Source organism: Blautia sp. 2227st1_G12_2227SCRN_220401 (genome assembly GCF_039062885.1).
Classification (GTDB): Bacteria; Bacillota; Clostridia; order Lachnospirales; family Lachnospiraceae; genus Blautia_A; species Blautia_A fusiformis.
Genome location: NZ_JBCLNI010000004.1, coordinates 98,919 through 115,128 on the forward strand (window position 1 = coordinate 98,919; position 16,210 = coordinate 115,128).

General features: G+C 46.2%; 14 protein-coding genes and 1 tRNA gene. 14 read left to right on the forward strand and 1 reads right to left on the reverse strand.

Annotated elements, in window-relative coordinates; genetic code table 11:
- The first annotated feature begins 44 nt into the window (after positions 1 to 44).
- The 3 genes from thrH (at position 45) to ABCM67_RS03230 (ending at position 2,821) form a co-directional block, all read left to right on the forward strand.
- Positions 45 to 647, forward strand: coding sequence for a bifunctional phosphoserine phosphatase/homoserine phosphotransferase ThrH (thrH, locus tag ABCM67_RS03220; protein ID WP_015524708.1), 603 nt, complete (start codon positions 45 to 47; stop codon positions 645 to 647).
- Between the two features lie 16 nt (positions 648 to 663).
- Positions 664 to 1,512, forward strand: coding sequence for an alpha/beta hydrolase (locus tag ABCM67_RS03225; protein WP_147603050.1), 849 nt, complete (start codon positions 664 to 666; stop codon positions 1,510 to 1,512).
- 202 nt (positions 1,513 to 1,714) lie between these two features.
- Positions 1,715 to 2,821 carry a DUF362 domain-containing protein gene (locus ABCM67_RS03230; RefSeq protein WP_342992491.1) on the forward strand — a complete coding sequence of 369 codons (1,107 nt, stop codon included), beginning with the start codon at positions 1,715 to 1,717 and terminating at the stop codon, positions 2,819 to 2,821.
- A 669-nt stretch (positions 2,822 to 3,490) separates the two neighbouring features.
- Here the strand turns inward: ABCM67_RS03230 and ABCM67_RS03235 are convergent.
- Positions 3,491 to 4,078 carry a cytidylate kinase-like family protein gene (locus tag ABCM67_RS03235; RefSeq protein ID WP_021650917.1) on the reverse strand — a complete coding sequence of 196 codons (588 nt, stop codon included), beginning with the start codon at positions 4,076 to 4,078 and terminating at the stop codon, positions 3,491 to 3,493.
- A 309-nt stretch (positions 4,079 to 4,387) separates the two neighbouring features.
- On the opposite strand from ABCM67_RS03235, the gene ABCM67_RS03240 reads away from it, so the two are divergent.
- From ABCM67_RS03240 to ABCM67_RS03290, 11 genes are all read left to right on the forward strand, one after another.
- On the forward strand, positions 4,388 to 4,720 hold the full coding sequence (locus tag ABCM67_RS03240) for an ABC transporter permease (protein WP_110102169.1): 333 nt from the start codon (positions 4,388 to 4,390) through the stop codon (positions 4,718 to 4,720).
- 163 nt (positions 4,721 to 4,883) lie between these two features.
- Positions 4,884 to 6,929 carry a M28 family peptidase gene (locus ABCM67_RS03245; protein WP_342992492.1) on the forward strand — a complete coding sequence of 682 codons (2,046 nt, stop codon included), beginning with the start codon at positions 4,884 to 4,886 and terminating at the stop codon, positions 6,927 to 6,929.
- 20 nt (positions 6,930 to 6,949) lie between these two features.
- Positions 6,950 to 7,585 carry a GNAT family N-acetyltransferase gene (locus ABCM67_RS03250; protein WP_015524714.1) on the forward strand — a complete coding sequence of 212 codons (636 nt, stop codon included), beginning with the start codon at positions 6,950 to 6,952 and terminating at the stop codon, positions 7,583 to 7,585.
- An 11-nt stretch (positions 7,586 to 7,596) separates the two neighbouring features.
- On the forward strand, positions 7,597 to 9,273 hold the full coding sequence (locus tag ABCM67_RS03255) for an alpha-glucosidase (RefSeq protein ID WP_022426070.1): 1,677 nt from the start codon (positions 7,597 to 7,599) through the stop codon (positions 9,271 to 9,273).
- Between the two features lie 122 nt (positions 9,274 to 9,395).
- A complete protein-coding gene (locus tag ABCM67_RS03260) occupies positions 9,396 to 10,208 on the forward strand; it encodes an FAD binding domain-containing protein (protein WP_173754264.1) in 813 nt (270 codons plus the stop codon).
- The gene (locus ABCM67_RS03265; RefSeq protein ID WP_342992494.1) at positions 10,205 to 10,675 is read left to right on the forward strand and encodes a (2Fe-2S)-binding protein; all 471 of its coding nucleotides are present in this window, start codon (positions 10,205 to 10,207) and stop codon (positions 10,673 to 10,675) included. Before ABCM67_RS03260 ends, ABCM67_RS03265 begins: the two co-directional genes overlap by 4 nt.
- The gene (locus tag ABCM67_RS03270; RefSeq protein ID WP_342992495.1) at positions 10,672 to 12,966 is read left to right on the forward strand and encodes a molybdopterin cofactor-binding domain-containing protein; all 2,295 of its coding nucleotides are present in this window, start codon (positions 10,672 to 10,674) and stop codon (positions 12,964 to 12,966) included. The genes ABCM67_RS03265 and ABCM67_RS03270 overlap by 4 nt, the downstream gene beginning before the upstream one ends.
- 1 nt (position 12,967) lies before the next feature.
- On the forward strand, positions 12,968 to 14,029 hold the full coding sequence (locus ABCM67_RS03275; protein ID WP_147603044.1) for a DUF6077 domain-containing protein: 1,062 nt from the start codon (positions 12,968 to 12,970) through the stop codon (positions 14,027 to 14,029).
- 34 nt (positions 14,030 to 14,063) lie between these two features.
- On the forward strand, positions 14,064 to 14,894 hold the full coding sequence (locus ABCM67_RS03280) for a hypothetical protein (RefSeq protein ID WP_147603043.1): 831 nt from the start codon (positions 14,064 to 14,066) through the stop codon (positions 14,892 to 14,894).
- Between the two features lie 207 nt (positions 14,895 to 15,101).
- Positions 15,102 to 15,173, forward strand: a tRNA-Arg gene (locus ABCM67_RS03285).
- Between the two features lie 57 nt (positions 15,174 to 15,230).
- Positions 15,231 to 16,151, forward strand: a complete 921-nt coding sequence (locus tag ABCM67_RS03290; RefSeq protein WP_022426066.1) for an SH3 domain-containing protein — start codon at positions 15,231 to 15,233, stop codon at positions 16,149 to 16,151.
- Positions 16,152 to 16,210: the final 59 nt, after the last annotated feature.

Below are 16,210 nucleotides of genomic sequence, written 5' to 3' on the forward strand. Positions count from 1 at the left end.
GTGAAATATCAACGGTAAGTTGGATCAAGAGGAGGATATGAAAGATGTATATTACATGTCTGGACGTAGAAGGTGTACTGGTACCGGAGATCTGGATCGCATTTGCAGAGGCAAGCGGAATCCCGGAGCTCAAGAGAACAACCCGTGATGAGCCGGATTATGATAAGCTGATGAACTGGAGACTTGGAATTTTGAAAGAACATGGTCTGGGACTGAAAGAGATCCAGGAGACTATTGCAAAGATCGATCCCCTTCCGGGAGCAAAGGAATTTCTGGATGAGCTGAGATCTTTTTCCCAGGTGATACTGATCAGTGATACCTTTACACAGTTTGCAACTCCGCTGATGGAGAAGCTTGGACGGCCGACACTTTTCTGTAATTCCCTGGAAGTAGCAGAGAACGGAGAGATCACAGGCTTTAAGATGCGCTGTGAGAAATCCAAGCTGACAACTGTGAAGGCACTGCAGTCCATGGGATTTGAGACTATCGCAAGCGGAGATTCCTACAATGATCTCGGAATGATCCAGGCAAGCAAAGCAGGCTTCCTCTTCCGCAGTACAGAACAGATCCGTGCAGATCATCCGGAAATTCCTGCTTACGAAGAGTACGATGAACTTCTTGCAGCGATCAGAGAAGCAATGAAATGAAGAAGGGAAAGTCGGAATGATCAACGAAAGAATTGTGATCGAAGAAAAAACAAAGGACTATAATGAGGCATGGATAGAGACCTATTTCTGGCAGGAGTCGGAAGAACTCTATCCGGGGCAGAAGCGTCCGGTCATAGTGATCTGTCCGGGCGGAGCTTATGGCATGACTTCAGACAGAGAGGCAGAAGCCATTGCTGTCCGGTTTATGGGAATGGGCTATCACGCAGTGGTGCTTCGTTACAGTGTGGCACCTGCCAGATATCCGGTGGCCCTCCGTCAGCTGGCAAAAACAGTAGCTCTTCTCAGAGAGAACAGCGATAAGTGGCATATTGAAAAGAATAAGATCATTGTGTCCGGTTTTTCGGCAGGTGGCCATCTGGCAGCTTCTCTGGGAGTATTCTGGAATACGGAGGAGCTTGCTGGGATCACGGGAATGGAAAACGAGAGGATCCGTCCCAATGGCATGATCCTGAATTATCCGGTGATCACTTCAGGGGTAGCTGGTCATGAAGAAAGCTTCCGAAATCTTCTGGGAGATCGTTATGAGGAGCTGAAAGATCGGATGTCTCTGGAATTTCAGGTTACGGAAGATACACCCAGAACCTTTATCTGGCATACCTTTGAGGATCAGACGGTGCTGCTGGATAATACACTTCTCTTTGTTCAGGCACTCTATAAAAAGGGCATTCCAGTGGAGTATCATGTTTTTCCGCAGGGACCCCATGGGATCGGCCTGGCAAATGAGCTGACTGCCAACGAAAACGGCAGAGGAATCGCAAGAGCCTGTGAACCATGGAGTGAGCTTGCAGGAAAATGGCTGAACCGAGAATTCCCATGGTGGAACGGGGCAAAGATCGAAAGATAATACGAGACTGCTGTGTCGGATAAAATATCCTTTTTACCGGGAAACCGGTAGAGAGGGTATTTTTTATGATTGTGATGCATGTGATGACTGCTGTATTTGTCGGCTGTTTTGTCTGGCTCATCTGATGATAAAAGCTTTGCAGGGCTTTGGTGTGGATCTGGATCAACATTCACATTGCAGAAAGAAAGGAATTTTGATAATTATGGATAAAAATCAGATTTTTATTACCAGTGGTACGGAATATAAAAGAATGACAAAGGAGCTTCTGGAAAAAGCGGATCTTCAGTCCCATATCGGGGATAGAAAGAAAAAGATCGGGATCAAGCCGAATCTGGTTTCTCCTTCAGAGGCTTCCTGGGGTGCAACGACTCATCCGGAAGTGGTTGCAGGAATTATCGAGTATCTGAAGGAGCATGGCTTCCGGGATATGGTGATGCTGGAGGGATCCTGGGTAGGAGATAAGACAAGGGAGGCCTTTGAGACCTGTGGCTTTGACAGGCTTGAGGAAGAGTATCAGGTGCCGTTCTGGGATATGCAGAAGGATAAGGGTATTTCTGTGGACTGCGGTGGAATGGAGCTGAATGTCTGTGAGCGGGTAAAGGAGATTGATTTTCTGATCAATGTGCCGGTTCTGAAAGGCCATTGTCAGACAAAGATCACCTGTGCCCTTAAGAATATGAAGGGGTTGATCCCAAATAAGGAAAAGAGACGGTTTCATTCTCTGGGGCTTCATAAACCCATTGCTCATCTGAATATGGGGATACAGCAGGACTTTATTGTTGTGGATAATATCTGCGGGGATCTGGATTTTGAGGATGGCGGAAATCCTGTCGTGATGAACCGGGTGATGGCTGCCTGTGATCCGGTTCTTGTGGATGCATATGTGTGTCAGATGATGCATTATGAGGTAGCTGAGGTTCCTTATGTGAAGCTGGCAGGTGATCTTGGCGTGGGCTGTTCAGATATTTCCAAAGCAGATGTCAGATTTCTGGAGGATGGTGCGGATCAGAGGATGCCGGTATCCAGAAAGGTTGTGGAGCTTGCAGATGCCGTGGAGGAGGTGGAATCCTGCAGTGCCTGCTACGGGTATCTGATCCCGGCATTGGAGATGCTGAAGGAAGAGGGGCTTTTTGAGAAGCTGGATGAAAAGATCTGCATCGGGCAGGGGTATCGTGGTAAGACGGGAGTGCTTGGTGTGGGACACTGTACCTGTAAGTTTCAGAATTATGTGGAGGGGTGTCCGCCGTTGGAGGGGGATATATATGAGTTTTTGAAGGGGTATATTGGCGAACGGACGCCTGGGAAGTGACAGTCCTCCGGGCCGGACTCCGTCGGGGGATGCTGCTAAGGTTCCGTGAGCCGGCTAAAACCATTGCGGAAGGGCCCAGAACTCGCCTTCGGCTCAAACAGCTGGGCCCTTCCGCAATAACGCCGTCTCCCGCAACCTAACCATCATCACCCCTCCTCCGTAGCAGCCCGGAGGACTGTCACTTCCCCGGCTGGCGTTTTAGCCGGAGAGGTGGAAGCGGACGCGTGGTGTCCTGTCCTTACGTTTTGATGAGTTGAGCGTCCGCAGTTGGAGGTGTGGGAAGGATATGTTGCTTGTTGAAAAATTAATAGTTAATATTTCAGTGTTGTACAATGAGTTGGAAGTGTGGGAAGGATAGCGTCTGGTCAATAAATATTTTGGTGTTGCTCAATGTGTTGGAATAGTGGGAAGGATACGTCTTCTTGTTGAAAGGTGTTATGCCGATGAGATCGGCACAGCCTGGCGTTTTAAACAAACGCAGAATCCATCACCCTGTCAACAGCGTAACATAACCAAAACGTACGGTTCATAGCGGGGCCAGAGGGAAGGGGTGCAGGGGAGGGGAAACGGCCTTTCGCAACTACGAGTGCTTCCCCTCCCCTGCGGTTTCACTTACGCTTCCAAAGCGTAAAAACATTTTTCAGAAAAAAATTTTCAGAAAAAAGAATCCTAAAGACATCTCTTTACAATCTCAATAATCTGCTCCATAGAAAACCGGCTGCTGTCAATACAGAGATCATACTGTGTCATATCCAGCCATTTGCTGTCTGTAAAGTATTCATAGTAAGCTTTTCTCTCTTTATCCATTTTTTTGACCAGCTTCCGTGCGCTGGCTTCTTCTCTGCCGGTACGGCGTATCACATTCTGAACTCTTTCCTCAAAAGGTGCATGGATAAAAAGTTTAAGTGATTTATCCTTCAGGATATTGGTCGCACAGCGGCCGACAATTACGCAGTCCTCTCTCTGCGGAAGGGACAGGATGATCTTTCTCTGGAGATCATAGAGCACATCGTTCATTGGTACAAAAGAGAAATTATCTGTAAACTGCAACTCACTGTCAACGGGAAATACCCACTGACTGGCTTTTTTCTCGTCTACCTTTGCCAGGGTGTCGAAGGGGATATTGTTTTTCTTGGCAGCCATGTCGATCAGTTCTTTATCATAAAAACCGATGTCCAGGTTTTCAGCCAGAGTCTTGCCGATAAGGCGTCCGTTGCTTCCAAACATACGATTGATGGTGATAATACGTTTTGCCATAAAGATACCTCCTTTATTTCGGACCGAAAGCAGGAATATCTGATTTTCGGTAGTTTTTCTTACTTCTTTTATAACATATTTCAGTAAAAAATACCAGAAAATAATATATAATTTTTGAAATAATATTTAATATATACAAAAAATAATGGCAACAGACAGAAAATATAATTAATTATTTGTATTTGCATATGAAAAATATCATACCTTTTTCACCGGGTTTTCACAGATCACACAAAGACTTTACACATTTTTTTAAAAATATTTTTAAAACAGAGAGAACATACACAGCATATTTGGAGGTTAAGGAAAATGAAACGACGGCATAAAAGGCTTATGGTGATCATCCCGTTTTCTACTATGACCAGGCTTGCGGATAATGTACTGGATGTGACCATGTTTTACGCATCCGGAGCAGATGAGGATAGCCTGGAGCCGGCAGAAAATGCGTTTACAGAGCTCCTGATGGAACGCTTTGAGCAGGACGAAGACGCTTTTTCCATTGTGGATCAGTCAGAGATCATGGAAGCCATGTTCGGTGTCACCAACACCATGTCTTTGATGATCGGTGTGCTTTTTGGCCTGTATCCGGCTAACAAGGCAGCATCCAGGAAGCCTATTGATGCGCTTCGGTATTCCGGCTAAAAAGAAATTATAATAACGTGATTTGTGAGATGGATTTTTTGTCAGAACAAATCGCGTTTTTTTATCTGGAAATCCGCACATTGATAAGGTATAATCTATAACAGTTAGAGGAATATCTCTGCCGGGAGGACGGAACTGCCGGCAGGGAACTGCCGAGAAAGGGATGACAGTAAATTTGAACATCGTGGAGAAATGTGTTTCATGCCTGAATATAAAAGAATCTTATGATCTGGCCAGGCGCATGGAACAGGAAAAAACAAATCCGGTTCTGGGATACCGTACAGCAGGCTCCCTGGCAGAGCGAAAAACCGGAGATATGCTTTTGGAAGAAATGAAAAAAGCCGGTCTCACACAGGTAGAAAAAGATAAGATCCGTGTGGATGCATGGGAATTTAAAAAAGCGGTGATGCGCTGCCATGACAGAGAGGGAACCTGCCGGGAGATCCAGCTTGGCGCATATCAGACGGATTTTAAGACCAATGGCTTTCAGAGGTTTGATCTTGTATATCTTGGAAAGGGTACAGCTGACGAATATAAGGATATCGATGTGAAAGGAAAGCTGGTTCTTATCGAGATCAATCAGAGAGAAGAATGGTGGATCAACTACCCGGTGTATCAGGCACACCTGAAGGGTGCAGCAGCTCTGATCGCCGTACAGAGCAGAGGATACGCACAGATCGATGATACGGCTTTGAATGCACAGGATATCGCAGGACCTTCCTGTGCGCCTGCATTTTCCATGTCACGGGCAGATTTTCTTATGATCCGTCAGCTGATGGAGGAAAAAAATGAGAATGGGAATCGTGTTCCGGAGCTTTCCGTGGAATTTGATGCGGACACAGAGGTGATCAAAGACCAGTATACCTACAATATCGTTGGCAAAATCCCGGGAACCGATTCGGATTCCATGATTCTGTTAAGTGCTCACTATGATTCCTATTTTGAGGGATTTCAGGACGATAATGCGGCAGTGGCCATGATCATTGGAATTGCCAGGGCGCTGCTCCGTGGTGGCTATAAACCTCGCCATACTATTGTGGTATGTGCTCTTGCAGCAGAAGAATGGGGGATTTCCGACACAAAATATGACTGGTCCACAGGTGCTTACCGCCAGGTATTTGAAGCGAGACCGGAGTGGCAGGGGCACGTGATCGCAGATCTGAATTTTGAGCTTCCGGCTCATGCACACAGTACCAGAGATGCAGTACGATGTACCTATGAGTATGCGGATTTTGTGCGCAGCTTCGTGGATGCTGTGCAGATGCCGGAGGGGATTTATCCGGAGGGCATGACCACGTTGTATCCCATTGAAACCTGGTCTGATGATTTTACCATGGCTATTTCCGGGATCCCGTCCATGGTCAATGATTTCAGCGGTGGCCCGTTTATGGAAAATTATTATCATTCCCAATACGATAACCAGGATGTTTATGAGGAAGAGGTATACAGATTCCATCATGAATTTTATCTGAAACTTCTTCTGGCTATTGACAGCCTTGCTCTGCCGCCAATGGATTTCGGGCGGGTACTGGACCAAAGTATTAAGACCCTGGATACGGATCTGTGTATGCAGACCGGCGCCGACAGTACACTCCTTCTGAAAAAAACAGAAGAGGCAAAAAAAGCGGCTGCCATCCTTGCAGAGCAGGTACGGCGCTTCAACAGCCTTCCGGAAGAAAAACGTGACTGGAAAAAAGCGGATGCCATTACCGAAAAGCTTCTCGGTGTATTCCGAAAATCCCAAGATTATCTGGTACGTCTGGACTGGGATGACAATGTGATCTTTCCGCAGCAGGCAGTGCAGAACAATCTTTATGCACTGAAGAAAGCGATGGGATATCTGGAAAAAGGAGAGATCGCACCTGCGCTGGAGGCTTTTTACAGTATTGACAACAACTGTTATGCCTTTCAGTTTGAGCGGGAAGTCTTTTATCATTTTACGGAATATATCTTGAAGCAGTCCCCGGATCGCCTGATGTGGGGGAAGGGCAGGATCATCCACCATGAGAACCTTTATGATCTTGTGGAAAGCCTGAAGGAAAAGAAGCCGGGTGACAGCCTGGAGGCAGAAAAGCAGAGCCTCAAGGAAGCCTGGGAAAGACAGAAGTGTTATTATGCGGATGATATTGAATATCTGATCCGTGCAGTGGAAAAGCTCAGGAATCTGATCTGCGAGGTCAGTGATATGTTTGAAAAAGGAACAGAATAAAACCATACCTGGAGGAAAGAATGGAAAGCCATAATTTATACCGAGTGAAAGAAGAAGATCTGGATAAGCTGATCCGGATATTGACCGTATGTTTTTCGGAGGATCCTCTGTATCATGCACTGATCCCGGACAGGGATACCAGAGAACGGCTGATGCCGGAGCTTTTTACCTGTGATCTTACGGAGTTTTTTGAGACCTGCGAGATCTATGCAGACAGCAGTGAGCTGAACAGTATCCTGGTAGTATCCGACGGAACGGAGCATGAAGCAGCCTTACATAATCTGATGGTGGATTTTTTTGCCCTTCTGAAAACAGATGGCTATCTGATCAAAGAGGATCCAAGTCTTGCGACCCTGCGGAAATTCATCCAGGGAAAAGACTATCTGAATTCCAGCTGGACTTCCCAGCTTCATACAGCAGAAAGGCTTCATGTGATCTATCTGGCAGTGGCGCCGAAGATGCAGCATCACGGTCTTGCTGAAAAGCTGATGGATGAGGTGATCGATTATGCGGACAGGCATAAGCTGATGATCTCTCTGGAAACCCATAATCCGGCAAATGTTTCCATGTATGAGAAATTCGGATTTAAATTATACGGCATTGTACAGAAAAAAGGATTTGATCTGAAGCAGTACTGCATGATCAAACAGGCATAGGAGGAATTACGATGAAACGAAAATGGTGGCATGACAAAGTGGTATATCAGATATACCCCAAGAGCTTTTATGATTCCAACGGAGACGGGATCGGAGACATCCCGGGAATCATCAGCAAGCTTGATTATCTTAAGGAACTGGGAGCAGATATCCTCTGGCTTTCCCCAATCTATAAATCTCCCCTTGCAGACCAGGGATATGACATTGCAGATTATTATGCGATTGATCCGAGGTTTGGGACCATGGAGGATATGGATCGTCTGATCGCAGAAGCAAAAAAAAGAGAAATGTACATCCTTATGGATCTGGTGGTAAATCACTGCTCCGATGAGCATGAGTGGTTTCAGCAGGCCATTAAGGATCCGGACGGAAAGTATGGAAATTTCTTTTATATCCGGGACAAAAAGGATGATAAAGCTCCCTGCAACTGGAGAAGCTATTTCGGTGGTCCGGTATGGGAAGAGCTTCCGGGACATCCTGATAAACAGTATCTCCATGTATTCCACAAGAAGCAGCCGGATCTCAACTGGGAGAATCCTGAAGTAAGAGAGGAAGTCTACAAAAACATCCGCTGGTGGATGGAAAAAGGGCTTGGCGGATTCCGTATTGATGCCATTATCAATATCAAGAAGAAGCTTCCGTTTTCCGATTATCCTGCCGATCGTGCAGATGGGCTCTGCAGCGTCGGGAGGATGCTGGAGGAGGCAGAAGGGATTGGAGAATTTCTGGGAGAGATGGCTGAGAAGTGCTTTCATCCCTATGATGCTTTTACTGTAGGAGAGGTCTTCAATGAAAAGGAAGATGAGATCAAAGATTTTATCGGAGAAAACGGATATTTTTCATCCATGTTTGATTTTGAAGAAACCTGTTACGGAAAGAGCGAGGATGGCTGGTATGCATCCAAACCGTACCTGACTCCGGAAGAGTACAAGAAGTGTATTTTCCATACGCAGAAAAAGATTGGGGATACCGGCATGATCTCCAACATTATTGAGAATCATGATGAGCCAAGAGGTGTCTGTCACTATATTTCTCCGGAAGACCGCTGTCCGGATTCAAGGAAGCTCCTGGCAGGTGTTTATTTTCTGCTGAAGGGAATTCCGTTTATTTATCAGGGTCAGGAGATCGGTATGGAAAATATGGAGTTTACTTCTATGGATCAGATCGATGACATCAGTACCATCGATGAATACCAGGTAGCGCTCCGTGCCGGATGCAGTGAAAAAGAAGCGCTTGATGCTGCTTCCGCATTTTCCAGAGACAATGCCAGAACTCCGGTACAGTGGAGCGCAGAGAAAAATGCGGGATTTTCAGAAGGAGAGCCGTGGCTTGGGGTCAATCCCAATTATAAGGAGATCAATGTAAAGTCCCAGTTAACGGACAGTGATTCCCTCCTTTCTTTCTACAAAAAGCTGACTGCACTGAGAAAAGCTCCGGAATATAAAGAAACGCTTGTATACGGAACATTCGCTCCATATCAGGAAGAACAGAAGAATCTGATCGCATATACAAGAAACGGTGAGAAAAATCTTCTGATCCTGGGAAATATGCAGGCACAGTCACAGAAGGTATCTTTGCCGGGAGAAGTAAAAGAGGTGCTTCTGAATAATCAGAAAGCTGTGGAGATCACAGAAAAAGAGATCATTTTGAAACCGTATCAGTTTATCGTTCTGGAGACCGCTGTCTAATGCGGCGTCAGAACAGCAGAGAAAAAAACAATAGCTATTTAGCTGACAGTCTGTTAAAATAAATGTTCGGCTGAAAAAACAGCCGTAAAGAAAGAGAATGAGAATTCAGAAGGGAATAAAGTATGCTGAAGATAAAGAATTACGTAAAGGCAGAAAGCCTTGAACAGGCATATGAACTGAACCAGAAAAGAACAGCCTGTGTGCTGGGCGGTATGGTCTGGCTGAAAATGGGAAACCGGAACATCATGACAGCCATTGATCTGTCAGGTCTTGGGCTGGATACTATTACAGAAACAGAAGAAGCATTTGTGATCGGCTGTATGACACCACTTCATGCGCTGGAAACCCACAAAGAGCTGAATGCCTATACAAACAGTGCTATCCGTGAAAGTGTACGGCACATTGTGGGTGTGCAGTTTCGAAACTGTGCCACAGTGGGCGGAAGTATTTTCGGAAGATTCGGATTTTCCGATGTACTGACCATGTTTCTGGCACTGGATACCTGGGTGGAGCTGTACAATGGCGGAACCATTCCGCTGGCACAGTTTGCATCCATGGAAAAGGATAACGATATCCTGGTAAATATCATTGTAAAAAAACAGCCGCTGAACAGTGTGTACTTAAGTCAGCGGAACAATTCCACAGATTTTCCTGTGCTCACCTGTGCGGCCGCTCTTATTGACGGAAAAGCAAGAACTGTCATTGGGGCCAGACCCGGAAAAGCAATGATCGTGGAAGATGAAGAGGAAATTTTAAAAGATTTTGTACAGATGAATGCACAGCAGAAAAAGGATGCAGCAGCATCTTTTGCCGCATATGCGGCGGAACATGTTCCTACAGACAAGAACATGCGTGCTTCAAAAGAATACAGAAGTCTTCTTGTGAAAGTCCTTACAAGAAGGGCCTGGGAAGAGATCGGAGGGAGAGCAGAATGAATATCACTTTCTGGCTGAATGGTGTAAAACGGCAGGCAGAGGTACCTCCGGATGAACTGCTTCTGGATTTCCTGCGGAAAAACAGCTGTTACAGCGTAAAACGTGGCTGTGAGACTGCAAACTGTGGTCTCTGTACTGTGCTGATGGATGAACGTCCGGTACTGTCCTGCTCCATGCTGGCTGCCCGCGCAGACGGGAAACGGATCGTGACTCTGGAGGGAATGCAGGAGGAAGCAAAGGAATTCGGCGCTTTTATGGCAAATGAGGGAGCAGAGCAGTGCGGCTTCTGCAATCCGGGATTTATCATGAATGTATTTGCCATGTTAAAGGAACTGGAAGATCCCACAGAAGAGGATATCCTGGAATATCTTTCCGGAAATCTGTGCCGTTGCTCGGGATTTGTGGGACAGACCAGAAGTATCCTGAAATTTCTCGACTATAAAAAAGGACAGGAGGAAGGAAAATGAAATACGTAAACAAGCCGGTGCCAAAAACAGATGCAATGTCGCTGGTAACCGGAAAACCGGTCTATACCGATGATCTTGCACCTTCTGACTGCCTGATCGTCAAGATCTTAAGAAGTCCTCATGCCAATGCCTGGGTGGAAGAGATCAAGACAGATGCTGCAAAGAAGATCGAGAGAATTGCCTGTGTTCTGACCTATGAGGATGTTTCCCACAAAAGATTTACTCTGGCCGGGCAGACAGCGCCTGAGATCAGTCCATGGGATCGTTATATCATAGATAAGCATGTGCGTTTTGTAGGGGATCCGGTTGCCATCGTAGCCGGTGAGACAGAAGAGGCAGTAGATAAAGCCCTGAAGCGCATTAAGGTAAAATATCGTGTGGAGGAAGCGGTTCTGGATATCCACACAGCCAAGGATAATCCCATTCTGGTGCACCCGGAGGATGACTGGTATATGCCGATCCCGGCCGGCGGAGATAATAAGCGTAATCTCTGTTCCTCCAATGTAGAAGAAGTGGGTGATGTGGATGCCATGCTGGAAAAATGTGCGTATACAGTAGACCAGGTTTACCACACAAAGGCAAATCAGCAGACCATGATGGAGACCTTCCGTACCTACTGTTATATGGACCATTTTCAGAGACTGACGGTGGTTTCTTCCACCCAGATCCCGTTCCATATCCGAAGGATCGTAGGAAATGCGCTGAACATTCCGTCTTCCAAAGTTCGTGTGATCAAGCCTCGTATCGGCGGGGGCTTTGGTGCAAAACAGTCTTCTGTCAGTGAGGTTTTCCCGGCACTGGTAACATGGGTTACCGGGCGTCCGTCCAAGATCGTTTTTTCCAGAAAGGAATCCATGATCGCGTCTTCTCCGCGTCATGAGATGGAAGTCCATATCCGTATGGGTGCAGACGAAAACGGTATTGTAAAGGCGATCGATCTTTATACTCTTTCCAACACCGGTGCCTATGGAGAGCATGGGCCTACAACCGTAGGACTTTCAGGCCATAAATCCATTGCGCTGTATCGTCATACGGAAGCCTACCGTTTTGCCTATGATGTTGTTTACACCAATATGCAGGCAGCTGGCGCTTATCGTGGCTATGGTGCCACACAGGGTATTTTTGCTGTGGAGTCCGCAGCAGATGAGCTGGCTCATAAGATGGGGATGGATCCGGTAAAATTCCGCGAGCTGAACATGCCTATGGAGGGAGAGGCACTTCCGGGATATCCGGATGTACCGATCAACGGCAGCTGTACCATGGATAAATGCCTCGCCCGTGCAAAGGAAATGATCGGATGGGATGAGAAATATCCGTTCCGTGATATGGGTAACGGCAAAGTACGGGGTGTCGGTATCGCTATGGCCATGCAGGGCTCATCTATTGCAGGGATCGATGTCGGCGGAGCAGACATTAAATTAAATGAGGATGGTTCCTATACCCTGGCACTTGGATGTTCTGATATGGGAACCGGCTGTGATACCATTCTTGCTCAGATGGCAGCAGACTGTCTGGATACAGATATGAAAAATATCGTGGTATTCAGTGTGGATACAGATATTTCTCCCTATGATTCCGGTTCTTATGCATCTTCTACAACCTATGCAACCGGAAATGCCGTGATCCAGGCCTGCGGAGAACTCAGAAAGAGAATCCACGCTTTTGGCGCACAGATGCTTGGAGTATCTGCAGAGGATTCTGATTTTGACGGAGAAAAAGTCCGCACAGAAGACGGAAAAGAGGTAACGCTGCAGCAGATCGCAGGAAAAGCGACCTGTGGAGTCTGCAGTGAGCTTCAGGTTGTAAAAGAATATTCTTCTCCGATCTCTCCGCCACCGTTTATGGTAGGTGCTGCTGAAGTGGAGGTCGATAAAGAGACCGGACAGATCGATGTCATTGATTATGTGGGCGTGATCGACTGTGGAACCCCGATCAATCCAAATCTTGCCAGAGTGCAGGCAGAAGGCGGTATCGGTCAGGGAATCGGAATGGTTCTGTATGAGGATGTGCAGTATACAGATAAGGGAAAGATCCGTAACAATTCTTTTATGCAGTATAAGATCCCCAACCGTATGGATATTCCGAAGGTGCGGATCGAGTTTGAGAGCAGCTACGAGAAGACAGGTCCTTTCGGTGCAAAATCCATTGGTGAACTTGTGATCGATACACCTTGTCCGGCTATTGCCAATGCGGTTTATAATGCAACAGGTGTACGTGTCAGAGAGCTCCCGATCACTCCGGAGAAGGTTGCAATGGGAATCCTTGCCAGAGAAGCCGGAGAGAAGGTGTGAAATGCAGGAGCTGATACTGGCAATTGCCGGACTGATCCTGGAGCTGCTGGTATTTTTCTGTGCAGGAAGTCTGCTGACACGGATACTGAAAATGAAGGCGGAAGTAACCATGGAACTGGTCTTGGGATATCTTCTGTATTTTGCGGTTTTTGAGATACTTGCAGTTCCTATGACACTGAAATGGGTAAAACTGAGTACCTTTTCGTATCTGTGGATGGTGATCATGGCAGCTTGTGTACTGGCAGCATGTCTGTTTGCGCATAAACTTTGGAAGGGACAGCTGGACCGGATAGGAGAAACATTTCGGAAGCATTCACTGCTGCTTTTGACCGCTGCGGCAGTGATCCTGCAGTGTTTTCTGGTGGCTGCATATCAGGACGTTACTGCAGATGCAACACATTATATTGGTGCAGTAAGCACTTCCGTGTATACAGACACTCTTGCCCGATACAGTCCGCTTACCGGTGTTATCCAGAGAAATTTTAATCTCCGCTATGATCTTTCTGCATATCCGATGAACAATGCGGTGTGGTGTGTCCTTCTGGGCATCCACCCGATCGTTCAGTCCAAGGTCGTGATGTCTGTGATCAACATGCTGATGATCAATCTTCTGATCTACCAGATCGGAAAAAGCTTTTTTCGTGGAGATGAAAAAAAAGCAGATCTGATGGTTCTTTTTGTGTGTCTGATGCAATTGTTTTCTTTTTCTATCTATACAACAGGAACCTTTGCGTTTATGCGGATTTATGAAGGGAAGGCCCTGCTGGCAAATATTTCCATTCCGGCAGCGCTTCTGGTAAGTATACGGATCTGGCTCAACAAAGATGGCAGAAATAAAGAGAGCTGGGTGCTGCTTTTCATTGCTGCAGTCAGTGCGTTGACGTTTTCAGGATCCTCCCTTATTTATCCTGCAGTAGTCAGTACGGCGATCCTTCCGGTGATGGTGCTGAAGAAAAAGCTTTCCTACGCGATTCCCTATGCGCTTTGTATGCTGCCGGGATTTTTGTATGCCCTGGTTTATTTTTCGGCGAAGCTTGGATGGATCGCATTTCCGGCATCATAAGAAACTGGGAAGATACCATAGATAGGAGAAGAAAATGGCGGGAGTAACGATCGAAGAACTGGGATTGCGTTTTGTGCAGATTTGTATGGAAAATTACTGGAGCGGCTGTCTGCTGCCTGTATTTTTTCTGGCAGGTGTACTCTGGGATATTTTTTACCGCAGGAGAAAAGAATCCAGAGTGTTTCTGTATTATCTGGTCTTTCTGGCACTTACGGTATATAATCCGGTTCTTGTAAAATATGTGATACCAAAGGTACATTTTGAAAATGAATATTATCGTTTTATCTGGATCCTTCCGGTGATCCCGGGTGCTGCCTATTATGCTGTACGGATCGTAGAAGCGGTAAGGTTTCGATGGCTGAAGGCTGTAACAGCGCTGATCCTTGCGGCAGTGATCGTCACTACGGGGACACCTGTTCCCGGCATTGCAAAAGATTATGTGATGGCGGAAAACATCTATAAAGTCCCGAATGAGCTGCGCTCAGTATGCGATGTGATTCATCAGGACTGCGATAAAGAACAACCCAAGGTTGTTTTTGACAATGAGCTGAATCTGGTGGCTAGACAGTATGATCCGTCACTGATCCTTGTTCTGGATCGTAATTTTATCCTGTATCGTGCAGGAAGTACTGTGGTAGGAAACTACGAAAACAGCAAGGCCTACCAGATCCAGAAAGTGATCATGGATGTGATTAGTTATCAGATGGATGTAGGAATCGATAAGTTCCGGCAGGTATTGAAAAGAACGGAAACCGATTATCTCGTTCTTCCGGTAGATCTTACAAATCATGACTATATCCGTCAGGCAGGATGTACCCCTATTGCACAGACAGAAAAATATGTGGTATACAGGTTTGAAGGGTGAATGTGTTCGCCCTTCTGGCCTGGAAAAATGACTAAAGTGCGTAAAATGATACGGAGAACGGAGTGAACAGCAACCATAAAATGTGTGATGAATATGTACTGTTTAAAAAAATCTTTACAATTTCATGGATTTGTGTTAAAATCATAAACAGTGTAAACCTACTTTGATAATTTCATACCTGAATTTAGAAGTTATGTTTTTCATTATGCACCTGTAGCTCAGTGGATAGAGCAGTGGTTTCCGGTACCATGTGCGGGGGTTCGATTCCCTTCAGGTGTGTTACCCGGAACAGTGGGAATTGTTCCGGCGTGTTGTTATGATAAGGAGGACAAGAACTTGGATGATTTCAGAGAATGGTTATCAGATAACCTTCGCTATTTTATGTTAGGCGGAGCCATTCTGGTGATCGTGCTTGTTCTGATCTTTGGCGTCCGCGCCTGTGTTGGAGGTAAGAAGGGGAATTCCAATAAAGATCAGACAACAGCCCAAAGTAACCAGGAAAATGATCCTTCTTCTCCGGCAAATGATGGGGAGACAGACGAGAAGAAAGACGCCAGTTCCGCGGCAGATACGGATGCGGAGACAACCATGGAAAAAGCCAGCACGGAAGTAACCGAGCTGATTCAGAGCTATTATAAAGCTTTTGGGGAAAAAGACATTGCAACACTTAAGACGATTGAGGACGGATTTACGCCGGCTGACGAGTCGCAGATTAATTCAAGGGATTATATTGATGGGTATGAGGTACAGAATGTTTACGCTAAGAAGGGACTGACGGACGATTCGTATGTCGTTTATGTAGTCTTTAATTATATCTGTACTGGAATTGAGACTCCGGTTCCGGCACTGAGCCAGTTTTATGTGGAGACGGGCAGTGACGGCAATCTGAAGATCAAAGGTGGTGCTGATGACGATGCAGATATCAGTGCCTATGTGAAAAAACTGGAATCTGAGAAGGATGTGCAGGAGCTTATCACAAAGGTAAAGACGGACTATGAAGCTGCGCAGGAGAGTGATCCCTCTCTGGCAGAATTCCTTCAGGGCCTTGGTGAAGATGCCAGTGCTTCCGCAGATGCAGGAACAATGCTTACAGTTACAGAGGATTGTAATGTTCGTGCTTCCGCAGATTCAGAGGGTGAGGTTATCGGTGGTTTTTCTGCAGGAACGGAAGTTGAAAAGAAAGGGCAGGAAGGCGACTGGATACAGGTTGATTATGATGGACAGACCGGTTATGTCTATAGTGGTCTGTTAGAATAATAAGGGTTAATAAAATGCAGGTTCCGGAAGAACCTGCATTTTTGTTGCTCTGATATAAC